The sequence below is a fragment of the Planotetraspora phitsanulokensis genome (assembly GCF_016863295.1).
Lineage (GTDB): Bacteria > Actinomycetota > Actinomycetes > Streptosporangiales > Streptosporangiaceae > Planotetraspora > Planotetraspora phitsanulokensis.
Genome location: NZ_BOOP01000019.1, coordinates 78,467 through 99,191 on the forward strand (window position 1 = coordinate 78,467; position 20,725 = coordinate 99,191).

The following is a 20,725-nucleotide window of genomic DNA, read 5'->3' on the forward strand; positions in this document are numbered from 1 at the left end:
CCACAGCGCTAGCCGACATGAACATGCGGCCGTCGCTCGACGTCGGGCTCGGCCTGGCGCAGCACCTCACGGGTCAGGGGCGGCACGTCCCCGCCGCCGAAGAGCAGGTAACGGAGCATCGCGGCGATCGGGTTGCCCTCGGTCCAGTGGAAGTAGATGTGCGGCACCTGTCCCGTGCGGTCGCGCAGGTAGAGAAGAAGGGCGGCCAGCGCGTTCGGCACCGTCGAGCTCTCGATGCGCAGGATGCGGTGGCCGTACAGTTCCTCGCCGCTGACCCGGAGCTCGGTCTCGAACTCCGAGGCGTCCGGCACGGTCACCTCGACGAACATGATCGGTTCCGAGCTGGGCAGCCGATGGTTCAGCCACTGCTCGCGGCGCTTGTCGGTGTACTCGCTCTGGTCGCGCTGGTTCGGCTCGTTCGCGATCAGGTGAACCTCGCCACATGCCTCGACGACGAACTTCTCCGCGAGCGGGTCGAGATGGACCTCCGTCACCCGCAACTCGGTGGAGCGCGTGGCACGCGAGACGATGGAGGTCACGATGATCGCCACGATGAAGAAGAACGCGATCTTCACGCCGTCCGGCCGTTCGATCACGTTGGCCACCAGCGTGTAGACGAGCACGACGCCGATCACGGCGAACGCGCCCATCAGCTTCTTCTGCCCGGCGCGGGCGGCGGCGACGGCCACCGCGACGGCCGCGGAGAGGATCAGCACGAGCACGCCCGTGGCGTACGCGCCGCCCTGGGCCTCGACGTCGGCGTGGAAGATGATCGTGATGGCGAACGCGATCGCGGTGAACACCAGGACCAGGGGCCGGACGGCCCGGGTCCAGTCGGGGGCCATGCCGTACCGGGGCAGGTAGCGGGGCACCAGGTTGATCAGGCCCGCCATCGCCGACGCCCCGGCGAACCACAGGATCGCGATCGTGCTGACGTCGTAGAGCGTCCCGAAGTAGTTGCCCAGGTATTCGTGGGCGACATAGGCCAGGGCACGGCCGGAGGCCTTGCCCCCCTCATGGAACTCCTTCTCCGGGATCAGCACGCTCGTCGCGAAGCTACTGAAGATCAGGAAGACGCTCATGATCAGCGCGGCGACGGTCAGCATGCGCTTGGTCCCGGCGATCCGGCCCTTCAGATCCCCCTTGACCAGCGGCATCACCGCCGCCCCCGTCTCGAACCCGGACATGCCGAGGGCCAGTTTCGGCATCACCAGCAACGAGACGGCGATCATCGCGAGCGGACTGCTGTGGTCGGTGGTCAGGGCCGCCTTCCAGTTCACGACCAGATCGGGCTGCTCCAGAACATGTGTGAGCGCCGTGACCACGACCACCGCGTTGAGCGCCAGGTAGACGCCGACCAGCACCACCGCGATGCCGATGGCCTCCTTGAAGCCCTTCAGGAACACCGCGCTCAGCAACGTCAGCAGGCCGAGGGTGACGAGGACCTGATGGCCGTCGAACAGCCGGGGAACGAACGGGTTCTCCAGGATGTGCGCGGTGGCGTCGGCCGCCGACAGGGTCATCGTGATGACGAAGTCCGTCGCGGCGAACCCGAGCAGGACCAGCACGAACAGCTTGCCCCACCACTGCGGGGCCAGCCGTTCCAGCATGGCGATCGACCCCTGACCGTACGGGCTCTCCGCCGCCACCCGCCGATAGACGGGCAACGCCCCGAACAAGGTCAGCAGTACGAGGAAGAGCGTGGCGATCGGGGACAGCGCGCCCGCCGCGAGCGCGGCGATGCCCGGCTGATAACCCAGCGTCGAGAAGTAGTCGACGCCGGTCAGGCACATCACCTGCCACCACGGATGCCGTACGTGCGGCGCCTCGGGACCGTGCGGCCCCACAGCCTTCAGGTCCTCCTGCTGGAGCCCGTCGAGCAGCCACGTCCGCAGATCGCCCGCCACCGGGGACCGCACTAACCCGGCCACTCGGTCACCTCCCCGTCAAATGCGCATAAAGCCGAATGCACACTACTAAGGCCGGAGAGGGTTGTTACCGCCACAGGGCGTCAAGAAAACGTATATATCGCCACCTCCCTCCCGGCGTGATCACGCCCCCCCTTTGGGGTGATCATGCACAGATTCGGCAACACACGGCCCACACCCGCGTGATCATGCACAAGAAACACCTCGCGAGCAGGCCGTTCACATTTCGTGATCATGCACGGGTTCGGCAACGCACGTCCCGACCTGGGCATTCGCATTTTCGTGATCACGCATTGCAACCGGCCCGACAATCACGCGCCATTACATGATCACGAAACGAATCACGGCAGGTCGGAGCGGCATTGACAGAATCCGTGCATGATCACGCAAGACGTTCGCGCAGCTCATCCGGCCAACGCCCGAACGTGAGCATGATCACGCGCGAGAAAGGGCGCGAGAGGTGAGGCCCGGGGCGCAATGAGCCCCCGAACCCCCCGTACCCTCAGGCGATCTTGTCGCGGGCGTGAAGGGTGGCCAGGTCGGCGGCGGCCCTCCCGGACACCCAGCCCTCCCGGTCGTTGACCGACATGACACCGGTCCGCGACAGGCGGGGGAACAGCACGGTGACGGCCTGGTCCACCGCCAATTCCCGAGCGGCCAGCACCGGCAGAAGATCACTTCCCGCCTCGGCCACGGCCTGCCGTACCGCCTCACCCGAAGCCGCTCGGAGCCGCTCCCCGATGCGCTGGGCGTACGCCGCGAGGAACGACTGGCGGAACGACCGGGTACGCGACCGGCCGGCGAGGTCACGGCGGGCGCCGGCCTGGACCATCCCCGAGGTCGCCTGCACCAGCAACGATGTGAACAACAACTCCACCGCGTCGAGGTCGGGGTCGAACCCGAGCACCGTGGAGAACCCGAGGTCCTTGCTCCAGACGGCGCGGCACCGGTTGGCCGTGGCCACGACGTCGAGCAGGATCGCCTTGGGCTTCTCGTAAGGGGGATCGATTCCCACCCGGCGGCCGGTCGGTTCCTCCGCGCCGCCCGGCTCGGCGGCAAGCATCGCGGCGTCGATGCTGTGCTTGGCCATCAACGACTGCGCCGCCGACGTGAAGGTCTCCGCCTCCGCGGGGAACTCGGTGGACTCGGCCTTGGCCAGCAGGGCGCGGATGCGGGCGAGGGTCCGCTCGCCCGCCGCCCGGCCCGAGACGTGTACGGCACGGCGGGCCATGCCGGGCAGCGGGCAGAGCCGCTCCAGCCGGGGAAGCATGGTCAGCACCGACAGGACCTCGACGGCGCGGGTCACCATCGCGAGCCGGTCGCCCTTCTCGCGCAGGATCTCCTCGTCGGCCTCCCACCACACGTGGGCGTCGAGCGCGGAAAGCTGCGCCAGCCACCGGTCGGCCACGGTCGCGGCGGCGTACGCCCGCATCTCCTCGGCCATCGCGTCGACGGCGAGTTGCACGTGCTCGCCGCCGAATGCGCGGCGAATCCTCCGGGCGACGTCCGCGGGCTGCCAGCCACCGTGCCACGCCGCGGTGACGGTCTGCCGCAGACCGGACAGCAGCGTACGGTCGACCACCCGCTCCCACCCCGCATGATCGGACCGATCGGCCAGAACCTCCACCGACCGGCGGAACCGGGGCTCGTCCCAGTGCCGCCAGGTGCGCAGCGCCTCGGAGACGAGCGCCTCGGCCTTGCGGGTCATCGCGGCTGCATCCATCTGGCCCATCGGCCGACCCCCTCGAACGTCCGGAGACCGCATCCTCGCAGACGCCACCGACGGTCTCGGGTGTGCGCCGCAAGCCGGGCAGATCATGTCCTACCAGGCGTTCTTGTCTTTTTGGGGAGTCAATTCGGTCGAACTCCAGGGCATGTTCCAGCCAGAACCGCAGGCGGGCTAAGGAGATCGTTGTCATGTCGGAGACCATCGCGGGCGTCGCCGTACCCGACTCGCAACTCGCCGCCGAGGCGACCGAACTCGTCCGGGACGCGGCGCCTCCCCTGCTCTATCACCACTCCCGGCGGGTCTACCTCTTCGGGATGTTGCAGGGCAGGCGACTCGGGCTGTCGGCCGACGCTGAGTTGCTGTACATCGGCGCGATGTTCCACGACCTGGGGCTGACCGAGACCTACCGCCGCACCGACCAGCGGTTCGAGCTCGACGGGGCCGACGAGGCTCGCCGGTTCCTCGACTCCCACGGCGTGCCCGCGGCCGACGTCCGCAGGGTTTGGGAGGCGATCGCCCTGCACACCACGCCGGAGATCCCGTACCGGCTGGATCCCGAGATCGCCCTGGTGACAGCGGGTGTGGAGACGGACGTCCTCGGCATCGGGTACGGCGATCTCGACCCCGGCGACGTCGCTGCGGTCGTCGCGGCCCACCCGCGTCCCGACTTCAAGCGCCAGATCCTGGCGGCGTTCACCAACGGGTTCAAGGATCGGCCGGCGTCCACGTTCGGCACGGTCAACGCGGACGTGCTCGAGCACTTCGTCCCGGGCTTCCGCCACATCGACTTCGTCGACGTCATCCGGAATTCCGCCTGGCCCGAGTGACCCGCTGTGATCATGCACGGCCCCCGCACGTGCATGATCACGGGGTCGGTCTTCCCAGCTCAGCGCGTCATCTTCCGAATCCATGCATGATCACGCCGTGTATCTCCGCAGCTCAACGCACACTTCGCCGAACCTGTGCATGATCACGCTGGGGTTGGCGGCTCAATCACCTTGAAGGTCAGGCGGCGCCTGGGGCTAGGGCCGCTCCGCCGCCGTATCCCTCCGCTCGGCACTGGTTCTGGATCTTCTCGATGTCCACGCCCTCTCCGGGGATGCTGTCGTACGTCCACCCGATCGCGTTGGGGTCGGAACCCGTGGCCGGCGTGATGTGCACCTTGAACCCGTGCCGCTTCAGGCACGCCACCTCTTTACGCACGTCGTCGGCGTAGTGGGGGTTCGTCTTGGGGCTGAACTCCGGCGGCATGAGCGGCATCTTGTTCACGCAGGCCTTCCTCGCGGCCTCGTACGCCTTCACTTCCGCCTTGGTGGGCTCGCCGCTCGTCTTGGTGGGCGATCCATGGTCCGTCAGACAGTCGGCGTAGGCCTTCCGGTACATCGCCACGTCCTCCGCGGTGCTGTCCAGGCGCAACTGGGGCCGCTTGGACTCCGAAGAGGAATCGGAAGAAGAAGAGGAATCTCCCGCCGGATCGGCCTTCGCCGTACCGGACGTACTGGCGGGAGACTCGGTCACCAGGGATGCGACGCCGTCGTTCTGCGTCGCCGCCTTGCCGTCCGAGCCCCCGCACGCGGTGAGCCAGCAACAACCGACGAGCATCACGGCGGCGAGCCGGACGGTGCGATCAGTGAGGGAAATCATGGGGCCGAGCATCTCCAGGAGTTGTGAGGAACCTGTCAGGGAGCGATGAGGTTCCCGTCGTGGTCAGAGAGCGAAAAATCACGAAAAATCACGGCGCGGAAAGAGCGTCAGTCGGGGTCAGGCGGGACGCGCGGATCGAGGGGTAGACCCCGGCCACCATGCCGACCACCACGGCCCCGCCGATGCCGCCGAAGGCCGCAGCCGGCGGGATCACCGGCGGCCACCCCTGGTACGCCGAGTAGCCCACGGCCACCGCCACCCCCAGCAGGGTGCCGATCACACCTCCCAGCCCGGAGAGCGCGACCGACTCGGTGAGGAACTGGGCCCGGATGTGGCCGCGGGTGGCGCCCAGCGCTCGGCGCAGGCCGATCTCACGGCGGCGTTCCAGGACCGAGACCACCATGGTGTTGGCCACGCCGATGCCGCCGACCAGCAGCGCGACGCCCGCGAGCCCCAGGAACAGCGCCGAGAACGTCGTCTCCGTCACGCGCTTGGCCGCGAGCGCGTCCGAGGGACGGCTGACCACGACCAGGTCGGGAGTCTCCGGGTGGAGGGTGGCGGGCAGGACGTCCCGCACGTCCTCCAGAGCGTCCTCCCTGGCCTGCACGTAGACGACCGTCGGGTGCCCGTCGAAGTGCAGGTACCTCCGTGCGGCCTCCCAGCCGACCAGAACCGAGCGCTCCAGCTCGGGAGCGAGCGGCATCGGCCGCAGAATGCCGATCACGGTGAACCAGTGGTCGCCGACGAACACCTGCGGGGGCTCCTGGCCGGGCACCAGCTCGTTGACCCCGAGACGTGACGCGGCCTCATAGCCGAGGACGACGGTCGGGAACCTGTCGGTCGAGGTGGTGAGGAATCGTCCGTACTGGACCGAGCCGTTGACCGCGGCGAGCAGGTTGACGCGGCTCGCGAGCACGCTGATGCCGGCGGCGTCGCCGGCGTCCACCTTGTCCGACCGGGCCACGACGGCGTGCGTGTTGGCGACCGCGCTCGCCACGGTGACGGGGGCGATGCGGGCGGCCATGCCGTCGGCCGAATCGGGCAGCAGGACCGGGGGGTCCTGGTTGGGCATGGGTTCCGCGCGCAACATGTTGGTGCCGAGCGCGGACAACTCGTTCATCAGGGCCTTCTGGCTGGAGGCCGGGATCCCCATCACGATGATCAGGGTGGCGATGCCGATCGAGATGCCCAGCGCGGACAGCGCGGCTCGCATCTTCCTGGTGCGGATGCCCAGGAGCCCGAGCCGCAGGATGTCTCCCGGGGCGAGACGGACGGGATCGGTCCGGGTGGCCCGCCTCATGACCTGCCTCCCGGAGGCGTGACCCGCCTCATGACATACCTCCTGGAGGCGTGACCCGCCTCATGACCTGCCCCGAACGGGTGTCGCGCACGATCCGGCCGTCGAGGATCTCCACCCGCCGGGGCACCCGTGCCGCGATGTCCCTGTCATGGGTGACGATCGCGATCGTGGTGCCCTCGGCGTTCAGCTTGATCAGCAGTTCGAGTACGGCCTGGCCGTTGGCCGTGTCGAGGGCGCCCGTGGGCTCGTCCGCGAGGACCAGCGCCGGTTCGTTGACCAGGGCCCGCGCGATGGCGACCCGCTGTCTCTCCCCGCCGGAGAGCTGATGGGGCAGATGGCCGACCCGATGGGCCAGCCCCACCCGCGCCAACGCCTCAAGCGCCATGGGGCGGCGCCTGCGGTGCGGCACCCCGGCGTAGAGAAGCCCGGTGGCCACGTTCTCGGCGGCGCTCAGCCCGTCCGTCAGGTGGAACTGCTGGAAGACGAAGCCCAGGAGCCTGCCCCGCAGCGCGGAAAGCCTCCGGTCGCTCAGGGCGGCGACGTCCTGGCCGCCGATCTCCACGGTGCCGCTGGTCGGCAGGTCGAGCGTGCCCATGATGTTCAACAGCGTGGACTTGCCCGATCCCGACGGCCCGACGATCGCGAGCAGCTCACCCTCGTCGATCAGCAGCGAGACGTCGTCGAGAGCGGTGACGCCACCGGGATGAAGCTTGCTGGCCCGATCGACGCGCATGACGGGGACCCCAGGGGTCATGAGCTCGTCACCACTTCGAGGCCCTCGGTGACGCCCTTGCCGGTGACCTCCACCATTCCCCTGACGAACATCCCGGTCTCCGCCGCGACCAGCTTCCCGTCGGGGAGTTGGAGGGCGTAGCCGCCCTCGCGCAGGGCCAGCAGCGCACCGACGGGAACGGCGAGCACACCTCGCCGGACCTGGGAGGTGAAGGTCACCTCGACGCCCGCGGCGTCCAGTGCCTTCACGTCGGCGGCCTTGCGCGGGGTGACGGTGATGTTGAGCTGGGCCGTGTTCTGGCCGGAGCCGTCCGTCACGTCCTGAACGGTCCTCCCGATCGCCGTGACCTGCCCGACGATCTTCTTGCCGCTGGGGAGCACGATGCTCACGCGGGCCTTCGGGCGGATGGTGCCCACGTCGGTGGCGTCCACCGGCACGGTCACGACCTTGGCCGTCGGGGTGACCGTGATCAGCTCTTCCGCGACGGGGTCGCCGAGCTGGGCCTTCACGGACGCGACCCGCGACGGTCCGGAGAGCACGACGACCTGGCCGACGTCCAGCGTGCCGGTCGGCTGCAGTCCGGCGGCCACCTGCCACTGCTTGAGCGCCGACTTGAGAGAGGCGGTGAAGACGTCACCCGGCACGGAGGGCTTCCCCGTGACCGGCGTCTGGGGCGGCAGGTAGCCGATGGCGTACCCGAGGGCCCGCAGGTTGTTCGCCACCACGGTCACGTCACGGCCCCGGGTCCCCACCTTGTCCAGCTTGCGGAACAGCGGAGTGTCCCCCACGAACGCCGGCACGGGGTGATCGTCCACCCAGTAGAGCGGCTTGCCCCTGACCACCGTGACCCCCGCCTTCGGCAGCCGGGTGACCAGTCCGGTGCCCGCGCCTCGCACCGAGCGTTCGGCGCCGAAGCCCAGAGTGCCCGGGAGGGTACGGGTGTCCGAGAGATCGGTCTTGACCACGGAGGCTGTCGCCACCGGAGCCTTGGCCGCCCCGGTCTTCTCAGGCTCGCCCCCGTGGCCGATCACGACGACCGCGGCCCCGCCGGCGGCCACGATCGCGAGCAGGGCGACCGCTCCCAGGAGGACCCGCTTCCTCCCCCGCCGCGGCTCGTCGTCACTTTCCGCCACGGAAGGCCTCCATCATGCAGTCCTCATCGATCTCGTTCATCGCGGCCGCGGGGCGCAGGCCGGCGGACGGCGTCCTGCGGATTCGGCCACTGGTTCTCGGCATGGCGGACAGGATGGGCCGGGGTTGTTAGAAACCTGTCAGGAACCCTTAGCGCTCCCATGAACCACCAGGCAGGTGGCGTTCGAGCGCGCCCTGACCGCGCCTAGGATCGCCGTTATGTGCGCATACGTCCTGGTCGCGGAGGACAACGTGAAGCAGGCCGAACTGGTCCGCCGCTATCTGGAGCGCGAGGGACATTCGGTCGTCACCGTGCACGACGGCCGTGAGGCACTGGACACCGTCCGCCGCACGCCCCCCGACCTCCTCGTGCTCGACGTGATGATGCCCAAGGTCGACGGGCTGGACGTGTGCCGCATTCTCAGGGCCGAGTCGGACCTCCCCGTGCTGATGCTGACCGCCCGCTCCACGGAGGACGACCTGCTCCTCGGCCTCGACCTGGGCGCCGACGACTACATGACCAAGCCCTACAGCCCGCGTGAGCTGACCGCCCGCGTCCGCACCCTGCTCCGGCGGACCCACCCCACGGCCCCGAAGATCGACCCGATGCTCCGGGTCGGCCCGCTGGCGGTGGATCCGGTCCGCCATGAGATCAGCGTGGACGGCCGGCGCATCGAGTGCACCCCCGGCGAGTTCCAGGTGCTGGAGTTGATGGCCGCGGAGCCCGGCCGGGTGTTCACCCGGACGCAGATCCTCGCCCACCTGCACGGTTTCGACCGCTACATCACCTCGCGAACGGTCGACGTGCACGTGATGAACCTCCGCCGGAAGATCGAGCCCGAGCCCCGCCGTCCCGTCCGGCTGGTCACCGTCTACGGCGTGGGCTACAAGCTGACCGACGGCTCCCACGGCGCCGAGAACGGCGTGAACGGCCGGCGGGACACCCACGATGCGCCGTGACGTGCCGTTTCGCCGCAGCCTGCTCATGCGGTTGCTGGCGGTGTCCGTGCTCGTGTCCGTCTGCTCCATCGCCGCGACCGCCTGGCTGACCGTACGGAGCACCACGGTGGCCATCCAGCAGGAGCAGGGCCAGGCCCTCGCCGACGACGCCAGGACCTACGACGCGCTCGTCGGCTACGCGGCCACCCACCCCGACTGGGACGGGGCACGGCAGGCGGTGAGCGACCTGGCACGGAAGATCAAGCACAGGATCACGCTGACCACCGAGGACCGCACGCCGATCCTCGACTCCGACACCGGCCCGATCTCGTTGCCCGCGAAGCCGACGGCGGTGATCGACCCGCTGTCCGTCGACGGCGCCCTGGTGGCCGATTCCCCGGCCGACCACATCGATCCTCGCGCCGTCGGCCCGTACCGGCTGACCCGCGCGGAGCGTGACACGCTGCGCGCGGCCGCCCTGCGGCGCGCGGCATGCCTGCGTGACGCCTTCCTCGCCCTGACCACGAAGATCGTGGAGAGCCCCAACGGGCGGCCGCACGTCGAGACCTCCAATTCGAGCCTGGATCAGTCCAGTAGGTGCGCCGCCCCGGTCCTGGACGCGCCGAGCCGCACCGAGGCGAAGGCGCTCACCCGGCTCAGCGATCTCGTCCACAGCTGCCTCGCGCATCAGGGGCAACCGGACGTGAAGCTCGCCCTCGACTTCAGCTGGTCGCTGATACCCGCACCGGCGAGCGTCACCACCGCCAGGGAGACGGCCCCCCGCCAGGACAGCGCGAAGAACCGGAAGATCGTGCAGGACTGCGTCACCTCCGGCAGGCGCGAGCAACTCGCGCCGTACGTCGCGCCCACCACGCTGATGTTCGTCAGCAGCCGCAGCTCCGCACCGTCGACGATCTTCGACCTCTCCTCGGCCAACCAGGCCCGCATCGCGGGGGTGGCGGCACTGGTGCTGCTGATCACCGTGACCGTCACCACCCTGGCGGGCATCCGGCTGATCGGCCCGCTGCGGGCGCTGACCGGCGCGGCCAGGCGGATGGCGGAGGGCGACGTCTCCGCCCGCGTCGACGTCGAGCGTGGCGACGAGATCGGCAGGCTCGCGACGGCCTTCAACGCGATGTCGGAGCGGCGCGAGCAGTTGGAGAACCTGCGCAAGGCGATGGTCAGCGACGTGGCGCACGAGTTGCGCACCCCGCTCAGCAACATCCGGGGCTGGCTCGAGGCGGCGGAGGACGGCGTCGTCGACCCCGACCGCACGTTGACCGCCTCACTGCTGGAGGAGGCCGTGCTCCTGCAACACGTCATCGACGACCTGCAGGACCTTGCGATGGCCGACGCGGGCGAGCTCAGACTGCACAAGGAGCCGGTCGGCGTGCCCGACCTCGTGGCCCAGGTCGTCACCGCCCACCGAGGAGGCGCGGACGCCGCGGGCGTCACGCTGACCTCGCAGGCGGAGGGCCGTCTCGAGATCGTCGCCGACCCGCTGCGGTTGCGCCAGGCCGTGGGCAATCTCGTCTCCAACGCCGTACGGCACACGCCTCGCGGGGGATCCGTTGCCGTGCGCACCCGTCTCGAAGGCGATCACCTCGTGATCGACGTGGAGGACACCGGCTCCGGGATCGCCGCCGAGGACCTCGCGCACGTCTTCGAGAGGTTCTGGCGGGCCGACAAATCGCGCAACCGGGCCACCGGCGGCAGCGGGCTCGGCCTGTCCATCGTCCGGAAGCTCGCCGAGGCGCACGGCGGGACCGTCTCCGCGACGAGCGAGCCGGGACGGGGATCGGTCTTCACCCTGCGCCTGCCCGCCTGAAAGGGTTGGGTCCGTGCTGAAAGGGACCCCGAAGGGGACACTGCTGGTCGCCGGGACGACTTCGGACGCGGGCAAGAGCGTGGTGACGGCCGGAATCTGCCGGTGGCTGGCCCGCCAGGGCGTGCGGGTGGCGCCGTTCAAGGCGCAGAACATGTCGCTGAACTCGTTCGTGACCGCCGACGGAGCCGAGATCGGGCGGGCCCAGGTCGCCCAGGCGCAGGCCGCCGGGCTGGAGCCCACCGCCGACATGAACCCGATCCTGCTGAAGCCGGGCGGCGAACGGCGAAGCCAGGTGGTCGTGCTCGGCAAACCCCTGGCCGACGTGGACGCCATGGAGTACCTCGCCTACAAGGACCGGCTCAGGTCCGTCGCCCTCGAGTCCTACCGGCGGCTGCGCTCGGAGTACGACGTCGTCGTGTGCGAGGGCGCGGGCAGCCCGGCGGAGATCAACCTGCGCAGGGGTGACATCGCCAACATGGGGCTGGCCCGCGCGGCGGACATCCCCGTCGTCGTGGTCGGCGACATCGACAGGGGCGGCGTGTTCGCCTCGCTGTACGGCACGCTGGCCCTGCTGGAGGCCGAGGACCAGGCCCTGATCGCCGGCTTCCTGGTCAACAAGTTCCGTGGGGCGCGTGAGCTGCTCGAACCCGGGCTCGACACGCTCAGAGAGCTCACCGGACGCCCGGTGTACGGCGTGCTGCCCTGGCTCGACGGCCTGTGGATGGACCTCGAGGACTCCCTCGCCCTGGACAACAGGCGGACCGCGGAGCCGCCGGCCGAGCCGTACGCCGGATCACACACCGGGGGGAGCCTGCGGGTGGCCGTGGTGCGCTATCCGAGGATCTCGAACTTCACCGACATCGACGCCCTCGCGGCCGAGCCGGGGGTCGTGGTCAGGTTCGTGTCCTCGGCCGCCGAGGCGGCGGAGGTAAGGGAGGCCGACCTGGTGGTCCTGCCGGGGTCCCGGGCGACGGTGAGCGATCTCGACTGGCTGCGCCGTACGGGCCTCGCCTCGGCCGTGGCCGCACGGCGGGGTCCCGTCCTGGGGATCTGCGGCGGCTACCAGATGCTCTCCCGCTCGATCATGGACGACGTGGAGTCCGGCGAAGGGCTGGTCGAGGGGCTCGGGCTGCTTCCCACCACCGTGGAGTTCGGGCCGGAGAAGATCCTCTCCCGCCCGGTCGGCGAGGCGTACGGCCAGCCGGTCGCGGCCTACGAGATCCACCACGGGGTCGTGTCGTTCGACGGGGAGGCCGAGCCGTTCCTCGATGGGTGCCGGGTGGGCGCGGTCTGGGGCACCACCTGGCACGGCGCGCTGGAGAACGACGCCTTCCGGCGGGCCTTCCTGGCCGAGGTCGCCTCCATGGCCGGGAAGGACGACTTCTCACCGGCTCCCGGCGTCTCCTTCTCCGCGCTGCGGGAGCGCCAGCTCGACGCGCTGGGGGACATGATCGAGAGGTACGTCGACACCGACGCGCTGCTCGCCCTGATCGAGAAGGGGGTCCCGGCGGGGCTGCCCGCGCTCCCGCCCGGCGGGGGTTCCTGAGTCGCGGCAACCGATCACCGGATCCGTCTCGAAGAGAAGTGTGTGGAGACGGTCATCGTGCTGCTCACCAGGGATCTGCGCGTCCACGACAACCCGGCCCTGGCGGAGGCGTGCGAGCAGGCGCGGCACGTCGTCCCGCTGTTCGTGGTCGATCCGGCCATCGAACCGCGGCACCGTGCCGACTTCCTGTACGCCGCCCTGCACGACCTGAGGGGCCGCCTCCGCGAGCTGGGCGGCGACCTGGTGGTACGGCACGGCGAACCGGTCGCCGAAGCGATCAAGCTGGCGCGTCAGGTGGAGGCGGGCGGAATCTGGGCGGCGGCGGACGTCAGCGCGTTCGCCCGCCGGCGCGAGGAGCGCCTCGCGGACGCGTGCGCGGGCGAACGGCTCGACTTCCGGCTGTTCCAGGGCCTGACCGTGGTCCCGCCCGGTGACCTCGTGCCCATCGGGGGTGATCACTACCGGGTGTTCACCCCCTACTGGCGGGCCTGGTCGCAGGCCCCCAAGCGGCGGGTCCTCGATCCCCCCGCCCAGGTGCGGCTGCCGGCCAAGGTGGCGACCGGGTCGCTCCCCGAGCCGTCGCGGAATCCGTTCGGGCTGCTCAAGGGGGGTGAGACCGAGGGAAGACGCCACCTGGACGAATGGCTGCGCGGCGGGCTGGCCGGGTACGCCGAAGGCCGTGACCTGGCGGCCGGGCGCACCTCGATGCTGAGCCCCTACCTGCGTTTCGGGTGCGTCTCCCCGATCGAGGTGGTGGCGAGGTCGGCGGACCGGCCCGGCGGCGAGGAGTACGTGCGGCAGTTGTGCTGGCGCGACTTCTACTACCAGGTCGCCCACGCCTTCCCCGAGCTGCCCCGGCGGGACTACCGGCCGAGGCGGGCGAAATGGGAGGACGACGAGGAGGCCGCGGAGGCCTGGCGTCAGGGGATGACCGGCGTGCCGATCGTGGACGCCGGGATGCGCCAGCTCAGGGCCGAGGGCTGGATGCACAACCGGCTCCGGATGATCGTCGGTTCCTTCCTCACCAAACGGCTCGGTGTCGACTGGCGGGTGGGCGCGGACCACTTCAACGACCTGCTGCTGGACGCCGACATCCCCAACAACTGCGGCAACTGGCAGTGGGTCGCGGGCACCGGCAACGACACCCGGCCGAACCGCGTGCTCAACCCCCTGCGCCAGGCCAAGAAGGTCGACCCCGACGGCGAGTGCGTGAGGCGGTACGTCCCGGAGCTCGCCGACCTTCCCGGGTCGGTCGTCCACGAGCCGTGGCGGCATCCGGCTCGTGTCCCCGGGTACCCGGCGCCGATGCTCAACGAGCGGCTCCTCTCGTGACCTCGGGCAACGTCCCCAGGTCATGGGTGTACAGCCAGGACGTGGCCCTCGTGTAGAAGAGACGGAACGCGACGGGCATGAAGACGTCGCTCAGGCGGCGGCCCAGGGGGCCCGCCTTCTTGGCCTCGCGGTTGGCGCTCGCCATCTTCACCATCTTGCCGATCCTGGCCCGCCTCAATCGGTCGTAGTCCGCCAGGGCGGCGGCGGTGGAGGTGTTCCGCTTCAGCGCCTGCGCGAGGACCACCGCGTCCTCGATCGCCATCGACGCCCCCTGCCCGGCGCCGACCGGGTGCGCGGCGTCCCCGACGAGCACGATTCGGTCGTCGTGCCAGGCGGGGACCTCGGCGAGGACGTGCATGAACGTCGGACGGTGCAGCCGGCCGGTGGCCTCGATGATCGCCGAGGGCGTCTTCTCGAAGCGGTACAGCTCCGCGAGGTGTTCCAGCCAATCGGCGTCGCCGACGCCCGACGTCTCCGGCTGCCGTGGAGCGATGACCTGCGCCGACCACCAGACCGTGCCGTCGGGTGCGGGGATGTGGATGAAGGCGCCGTTGCGTGCGTAGACCATGGTGAAGACGGGGGGCCGACCGGACACGCCGGGGACGCCCTCCGCGACCCCGGAGACGCTGTACATCCCCGCGTAGGCGGGACGAGGGGCGTCCGGATCGAGGATCGAGCGGGTCGCCGACCACAGGCCGTCCGCGCCCACGAGCAGGTCGGCGCTCGCGGCGGAACCGTCGGAGAACTCGGCCTCGACCCCGTCGCCCGCCGGGGCCGCGCCGACCAGCCGCCTTCCGGTGACGATCCGCGCACCCGCGTCGATCGCCTGGTCGCGCAGCGTCTCCACCAGCCGGCCGCACATCAGGGCCACGCTGAGCAGTCGGGCGTCCGGCATCCGCCCGCGGGCCATCTCTCCGAGCACGCGGCCCGAGCTCGCGATCATCCGCTGGGTCGGTACGGCGAAGCCGAGTCCCTGGACCTCCCCCAGGCACCCGAGCACCTCGAGACCGCGCAGGCCGTTGCTCGCCAGGCTCAGGAACGAGCCCACCTCTCCCGCCGGGTCGGGGTACGCCTCGTAGACGGTGACCTCCGCGCCGATCCGCCGCAACGCGATCGCGCTCGCCGCCCCGGCCACGCCTCCGCCCGCCACGATGACTTCCATGAGCCCTCCTGAACACCCATTCACTGAATCTCTATTCGGTGAATATACATTCAGTATGGAGAGCCGCCAAGATGGATGTCAACCCGTTGAGGGACAGGGAAGGGGAGCACGCCGGTGGGAGTGCGCAAGGAGAAGGCGGCGGGAACCGAGGCCGCGCTCAAGGAGGCGGCGCGGCGGCTCTTCGTCGAGCGCGGCTACCTCAATACGAAGATCACCGACATCACCCGGGCCGCGGGCCGGGCCACCGGCTCGTTCTACGACCACTTCAGCAGCAAGGAGGACCTCCTCCAGTCCCTGCTGGCCGACATGGAGTCGCAGGTGGACGCAACGATCGGCGCGGGGCGCGCGGCCGAGCGTCCCCACGAGCACGATCTCGCCGAAGCCGGCCCGCTCCGCGAGCACGTGGCGGTGGCCTGGCGCACCTACCGGGACCATCTCCCGGTGGTCGTCGCCCTGACCCAGTCGATGATGACCGACCCGCCGGGCTCGGGACGCGCGTGGCAGAGCCTCGCCGACCAGACCGGTGACCTGCGGGAACACCTGGAGTACATGCGTGATCAGGGCCGCGCGCTTCCCGGCGACCCCGCGCTCGTGGCCGCCGCCATGGGCGCCATGATCTCGATGCTGGGATATGCCGTCCTCACGGCGGGCGAGCACGGCCCGGGGGCGGCGGACGACGAGATCATCGATGCTCTCACCGCCCTGCTGCACCGCGGCCTCGCCGGAACGCCGTCCCGCCCGTCGTGATCGGCTGAACGCGTCAGACGTTGATCAGACCGTGCGGGTCGAGGACGTACTTGCGCGCCGCGCCGTGGTCGAACTCCTCATAACCGTGCGGCGCCTGGTCGAGCGGCAGGACGGTCGGGTTGACCGCGTTCGCGATCTGCACGCGGTCGTTGAGTATCGCCATCATGAGCTTGCGGTGGTACCGCATCACCGGGCACTGGCCGGTGACGAACGCGTGCGCCTTGGCCCATCCCAGGCCCAGCCGGATCGACAGCGACCCCTCCTTGGCCGCCTCGTCCTTCGCTCCGGGATCGCCCGTGACGTACAGCCCGGGGATGCCCAGCCTGCCGCCGGCCCTGGTGACCCGCATCAGCGAGTTGAGCACGGTGGCGGGCGCCTCCTCGCCTCCCGGGCCGTGTCCCTTCGCCTCGAAGCCGACCGCGTCGACGCCGCAGTCCACCTCGGGCACGCCGAGGATGTGATCGATCTGCTCGCCCGGGTCGCCGTCCGCCACGTTGACGGTCTCGCAGCCGAAGCTGTGCGCCTGGGCCAGCCGGTCCTTGTTGAGATCGCCGACGATGACCACGGCCGCCCCGAGGAACTGGGCCGAGCACGCCGCGGCGAGCCCCACCGGGCCGGCGCCCGCGATGTACACCGTCGACCCGCTGGTCACACCGGCGGAGACGCAGCCGTGGTAGCCCGTCGGGAAGATGTCCGCGAGCATGGCCAGGTCGAGGATCTTCTCCATCGCCTGATCCCTGTCGGGGAACCTGAGCAGGTTCCAATCGGCGTAGGGCACCAGGACGTACTCCGCCTGGCCGCCCGGCCAGCCGCCCATGTCCACATAGCCGTAGGCCCCGCCCGGCTGCTCGGGGTTGACCCGCTCGCAGATGTGGGTGTCGCCCGCCTTGCAGTTGCGGCAGCGGCCGCACGCGATGTTGAACGGCACCGACACCAGGTCGCCGACCTTGACGACCTCGACGTCGGGCCCGACCTCCACCACCTCACCGGTGATCTCGTGTCCGAGCACCAGCCCGGGCGGAGCGGTCGTGCGGCCCCTGACCATGTGCTGGTCGCTCCCGCAGATGTTGGTGGCGACCGGTCGCACGATCGCGCCGTGCCCGACCTTCCTGCCGACGTTGGCCGGAGGCACCCCCGGTCCCTCTTTGAGCTCGAACTCGGGATAGTCGGTGTCGACGACCTCTACACGTCCTGGCCCCTCGTAGACGACAGCCTTGTTGCCCGGCATGATGGCGGCCTTCCTTCCTTGCCGAGACTCCGGCCGCCGCCTGCGACGAGCACGGGGGGTGGGGGGCGGCCGCGAGGCCGTCACCGGGCCCTCGGGCGACGACGGCCCCTTGAATCGACGGTATACCTGCCTGTCAGGAGCCGCCTACCCGGCATATGCGCAGGTAGTCGTCCACCCGTTCGGTGAACCCGCGGCGGTCGAGATGCTCCAGGAGGGGCACCGCGACCCTGCGGCTGGTGCCCAGTGCGACCTTGGCCTGGCTGACCGTGAAGGGCTGCGGCAGCTCCGCCAGCACCGCCGCCGCCCGCGCGTCCGCGCCCGGGAGCAGCACGATCCCGTCGGCCACTCGCAGCAGCGCCCCGGCCCGTACGGCGGCGGCCACCTCTCGGGAGCCCAGGCCGAGAGTCGTGAGGCGTCCCGCCTCCGGCGCGAGGAAGGGGTGCTCGGACAACTCGGCTGCCAGCCGCTGAACGGCTCCGGCCACGGACGCGGGAAGGCCGCCGGACGGTCCCGAGACGATCCGGCCGCCCGCCGTCTCCAGCGGGGGGCGGATGAGCGCGGTGACCAGCCTCCGGTCGGGCAGCTCCAGCTCGTGGCGGGCCGCCTCCAGTGGCATCCCCCGCTCGAGCGGGTGGTCGTCCCCGTGCCTGCGCACGGCCTCGGCCAGCCGTTCGCCCAGCCGGGACCAGTGGGCCGGGTCCGCGTACCAGTCCCCCTCCACCGGCGGGCCGGGGAGATCGCAGCCCATGGCCAGGAGTTGCTCGCCGCGGAGCAGACGGTGCACGCGGAGCAGGGACTCCGCGTCCAGGGTCGCCGCGGCGAGCTGGGTGGCGCGTGCCCGGGCCGCGCCCCGCCGTACCAGATCGGGCGGCCGCGGATCGAGGACCCGCGCCCCGGCGAGCACGCGCGGCGCCCGGTGTCCGCCGGGATCACGCAGCAGCAGGAGATCACCGAGGTGGAGCGGCACCCGCCGGCCGAGGCGCAGCCGCGCGACCTGGCCGCCGAGCGGCCGCACGTCGCACGTGATCGCCGCCGAGCCGATGTGGGCGGTCAGCCGCCTCGGCAGCGGACCGTCGAAGCCCGGCGCGGCGTGGATCCGCACGTCGACCAGGTCGGTCGAGGTCCAGGCGCCCGCGGTCACGAGGGCACGTCCCCGTTCCGGCGCGACCCTGCCCCGCAGATTGAGCGCCACCCTCGCCACGCCGGTCGCCGAGTCCACCGGCTCCTTCAGCGACTCCATGGCGCGAATCCGTACGGCCTCGCCGTCGATCTCCAACTCGTCGCCGGTGGAGACGCGGCCCGCTGGGAGCGTCCCCGTCACCACCGTCCCGCTGCCGCGCACGCTGAAGACCCGGTCGATCCACAACCGCACCGGCGCCCCGGGGTCGGGAGCGGGCAGGCCCGCCACCAGCCGGTCCAGCGCCGCCCGCAACTCGGCCAGGCCCTCACCCGTGCGACCACTCACGGCCAGCGCCTCCGCCTGACCGAGACCGCCCCGCGCCAGACGCGCCCGGGCGTCCAGGAGCGCGGGCCCGGGGTCGGCCAGGTCCGCGCGGGTCACGACCAGCAGGCCCAGCCGTACGCCGAGGGTCTCCAGCGCCACCAGGTGCTCCTCCGACTGGGGCATCCATCCCTCGTCGGCGGCCACCACGAACATCACGACCGGAACCGGGCCGACTCCGGCGAGCATCGTGCCGAGGAAGCGCTCGTGGCCGGGGACGTCGACGAAGGCGATCCGCTCCCCCGACGGCAGGGCTGTCCAGGCATGGCCGAGCTCGATCGTCAGCCCCCGCCTGCGCTCCTCCTCCAGCCGGTCGGGCTCCATCCCCGTGAGGGCCCTGACCAGGGTCGACTTCCCGTGGTCGACGTGGCCCGCGGTCGCGATGACATGCATCAGCGGCTCGCCGTCACCACGGCCCGCGCCACGTCGCCGTCCCGGTCCGCGGGGACGGCACGCAGGTCGAGCAGCAGCCTGCCGCCCTCCACCCGCCCCACGACGGGCGGATCCCCCGTCCGCAGCGGCGCCGCGAGCCGCTCCGGCAGGCTCACCGCCGCACTGGCCAGGCGCGCTCCGGGAGCCGCGCCGCCGCCCACGGTCGCCTCCGCCGGTACGGCTCTCGCGTCGATCCCCGACTTGGCCAGCACGCTCGCCAACGCCTGGGCGCGGTCGAGCAGCGCCCGAGAGTCCGCGTGCAGCGCCTGGTGGAGAGGGGTGACGGGACCCCGGAGGGTGGCCTCGAGCGCCGCGAGCGTCACCTTGCCGACCCGCAGCGCTCTAGCGAGCGGATGCCGCCTGCACCGCTCGACGAGGTCGCGCCGCCCGAGCAGAAGCCCCGCCTGGGGACCGCCGAGGAGTTTGTCGGCGCTCGCCGTGACCAGGTGGGCGCCGGCCTTCAGGGTGCTCGTCGCGTCGGGCTCGCCGGGGAGGAGTGGCTCCCGCTCCAGCAGCCCCGAACCGATGTCCGACACGACCGGGACGCCGAGCCCGGCCAGCTCCGCCACTGCGGGCGAACCGGTGAACCCCTCGATCCTGAAGTTCGAGGGATGGACCTTGAGCACGAACCCGGTCTCCGGCCCCACGGCGGCGCGATAGTCGGCGAGCGCGGTGCGGTTGGTGGTGCCGACCTCGCGCAGGCGCGCCCCGGTCGAGACCAGGAGGTCGGGGATGCGGAAACCGTCCCCGATCTCCACCAGTTCGCCGCGGCTGATCACGATCTCCCGCCCCGCCGCGAGGGCGGTGGCGACCAGGACCAGCGCGGCGGCGTTGTTGTTGACCACGTGCACGTCGTCCGCCACGGGCACGGCGTCGGCGAGCGCCGCCAGGGCGGTCCTGCCGCGCCTGGCCCGGACGCCCGCGGCCAGGTCGAACTCCACGTCGACCGCACCCGCCGCCACGGCCGCGGCCTCGACGGCCGCCGGCGACAGGGGCGCCCTGCCGAGGTTGGTGTGGAGGAGCACCCCGGTCATGTTGATCACAGCACGCAGTCGGGCGGCGTGCCGGGGAAGGGCCGCCAGAGCCGCGTCGGCGACGTCCTCGGGCTCGATCTCGCCCTGCCGTACGCGCTGCTGGGCGGCGGCGACCGCGTCCTTGACCACGGCGCGGCCGAGCCGCTCCGCCGTCGCGGCCAGGCGCGGGTCGGCGAGCACGGCGTCGGTGCGCGGCACGCGCCTTCGTCGGTCCACACCTCAACGTACAAGCGCCATCCCGCTTCACCTGGGAAGACGCGCAGCCTCTGCCTGATGACGGACGGCGGTTCGGAGGTGGATCAGACAAGCGGCGATGCGAACACCCGGCCTCCGGACGGGTGAGGCACATGCTCACCACCGCCTCGCCGTTGGTGAGCGTCGCGGTGATGTCGGGTTCCTCAACTGGAGGTCAGGCCGCTGAAAGCACTTTGCAAGCGGCCCGGCTTATCACTGGTGATGCAAGCCCCGACCCGACTCCGGAATTCTCCCGTCATCACCCCTATGTATGAAA

At 70.9% G+C, this 20,725-nt stretch carries 16 protein-coding genes; 6 read left to right on the forward strand and 10 right to left on the reverse strand.

Annotated elements, in window-relative coordinates:
* Window positions 1–8: 8 nt before the first annotated feature.
* The gene (locus tag Pph01_RS20355) at window positions 9–1,931 is read right to left on the reverse strand and encodes an APC family permease (protein ID WP_239116868.1); all 1,923 of its coding nucleotides are present in this window, start codon (window positions 1,929–1,931) and stop codon (window positions 9–11) included.
* A gap of 499 nt (window positions 1,932–2,430) precedes the next feature.
* On the reverse strand, window positions 2,431–3,651 hold the full coding sequence (locus Pph01_RS20360) for a DUF2786 domain-containing protein (protein ID WP_204074710.1): 1,221 nt from the start codon (window positions 3,649–3,651) through the stop codon (window positions 2,431–2,433).
* A gap of 194 nt (window positions 3,652–3,845) precedes the next feature.
* Here Pph01_RS20360 and Pph01_RS20365 point away from each other — a divergent pair, with 194 nt between their 5' ends.
* Window positions 3,846–4,484: an HD domain-containing protein gene (locus Pph01_RS20365; RefSeq protein ID WP_204074711.1), complete on the forward strand. Its 639-nt coding sequence runs from the start codon at window positions 3,846–3,848 to the stop codon at window positions 4,482–4,484.
* 178 nt (window positions 4,485–4,662) lie between these two features.
* Here the strand turns inward: Pph01_RS20365 and Pph01_RS20370 are convergent, their stop codons facing one another.
* From Pph01_RS20370 to Pph01_RS20385, 4 genes are all read right to left on the reverse strand, one after another.
* Complete coding sequence (locus Pph01_RS20370; RefSeq protein WP_204074712.1) at window positions 4,663–5,301, reverse strand: hypothetical protein; 639 nt, start codon at window positions 5,299–5,301, stop codon at window positions 4,663–4,665.
* Between the two features lie 88 nt (window positions 5,302–5,389).
* Window positions 5,390–6,601, reverse strand: coding sequence for an ABC transporter permease (locus Pph01_RS20375; RefSeq protein ID WP_204074713.1), 1,212 nt, complete (start codon window positions 6,599–6,601; stop codon window positions 5,390–5,392).
* 28 nt (window positions 6,602–6,629) lie between these two features.
* Entirely contained in the window at window positions 6,630–7,355 is a 726-nt protein-coding gene (locus Pph01_RS20380) for an ABC transporter ATP-binding protein (protein WP_204074714.1), read from the reverse strand.
* Entirely contained in the window at window positions 7,352–8,467 is a 1,116-nt protein-coding gene (locus Pph01_RS20385) for a peptidoglycan-binding protein (RefSeq protein ID WP_204074715.1), read from the reverse strand. Before Pph01_RS20385 ends, Pph01_RS20380 begins: the two co-directional genes overlap by 4 nt.
* A gap of 217 nt (window positions 8,468–8,684) precedes the next feature.
* On the opposite strand from Pph01_RS20385, the gene Pph01_RS20390 reads away from it, so the two are divergent.
* From Pph01_RS20390 to Pph01_RS20405, 4 genes are read left to right on the forward strand one after another with little or no spacing between them, the layout of a single operon-like run.
* Window positions 8,685–9,425 (forward strand): response regulator transcription factor, encoded by a 741-nt coding sequence (locus Pph01_RS20390; protein ID WP_204074716.1) that lies wholly within the window; start codon window positions 8,685–8,687, stop codon window positions 9,423–9,425.
* A gap of 1 nt (window position 9,426) precedes the next feature.
* Complete coding sequence (locus tag Pph01_RS20395; RefSeq protein WP_239116869.1) at window positions 9,427–11,232, forward strand: sensor histidine kinase; 1,806 nt, start codon at window positions 9,427–9,429, stop codon at window positions 11,230–11,232.
* 16 nt (window positions 11,233–11,248) lie between these two features.
* A complete protein-coding gene (locus Pph01_RS20400) occupies window positions 11,249–12,778 on the forward strand; it encodes a cobyric acid synthase (protein ID WP_204074860.1) in 1,530 nt (509 codons plus the stop codon).
* Between the two features lie 42 nt (window positions 12,779–12,820).
* Entirely contained in the window at window positions 12,821–14,110 is a 1,290-nt protein-coding gene (locus Pph01_RS20405) for a cryptochrome/photolyase family protein (RefSeq protein ID WP_204074718.1), read from the forward strand.
* On the opposite strand, the gene Pph01_RS20410 is transcribed toward Pph01_RS20405, so the two are convergent.
* Window positions 14,088–15,272 carry an FAD-dependent monooxygenase gene (locus Pph01_RS20410; protein ID WP_204074719.1) on the reverse strand — a complete coding sequence of 395 codons (1,185 nt, stop codon included), beginning with the start codon at window positions 15,270–15,272 and terminating at the stop codon, window positions 14,088–14,090. The genes Pph01_RS20405 and Pph01_RS20410 overlap by 23 nt on opposite strands.
* A 114-nt stretch (window positions 15,273–15,386) precedes the next feature.
* On the opposite strand from Pph01_RS20410, the gene Pph01_RS20415 reads away from it, so the two are divergent.
* The gene (locus Pph01_RS20415) at window positions 15,387–16,019 is read left to right on the forward strand and encodes a TetR/AcrR family transcriptional regulator (RefSeq protein WP_204074720.1); all 633 of its coding nucleotides are present in this window, start codon (window positions 15,387–15,389) and stop codon (window positions 16,017–16,019) included.
* A gap of 13 nt (window positions 16,020–16,032) precedes the next feature.
* On the opposite strand, the gene fdhA is transcribed toward Pph01_RS20415, so the two are convergent.
* The 3 genes from fdhA to selA all read right to left on the reverse strand — a co-directional run bounded on the left by fdhA (window position 16,033) and on the right by selA (window position 20,412).
* The gene (gene fdhA, locus Pph01_RS20420; protein WP_204074721.1) at window positions 16,033–17,247 is read right to left on the reverse strand and encodes a formaldehyde dehydrogenase, glutathione-independent; all 1,215 of its coding nucleotides are present in this window, start codon (window positions 17,245–17,247) and stop codon (window positions 16,033–16,035) included.
* 133 nt (window positions 17,248–17,380) lie between these two features.
* On the reverse strand, window positions 17,381–19,141 hold the full coding sequence (locus Pph01_RS20425) for a SelB domain-containing protein (protein WP_204074722.1): 1,761 nt from the start codon (window positions 19,139–19,141) through the stop codon (window positions 17,381–17,383).
* Entirely contained in the window at window positions 19,141–20,412 is a 1,272-nt protein-coding gene (gene selA, locus Pph01_RS20430; RefSeq protein WP_239116871.1) for an L-seryl-tRNA(Sec) selenium transferase, read from the reverse strand. The genes Pph01_RS20425 and selA overlap by 1 nt, the downstream gene beginning before the upstream one ends.
* Window positions 20,413–20,725 lie beyond the last annotated feature (313 nt).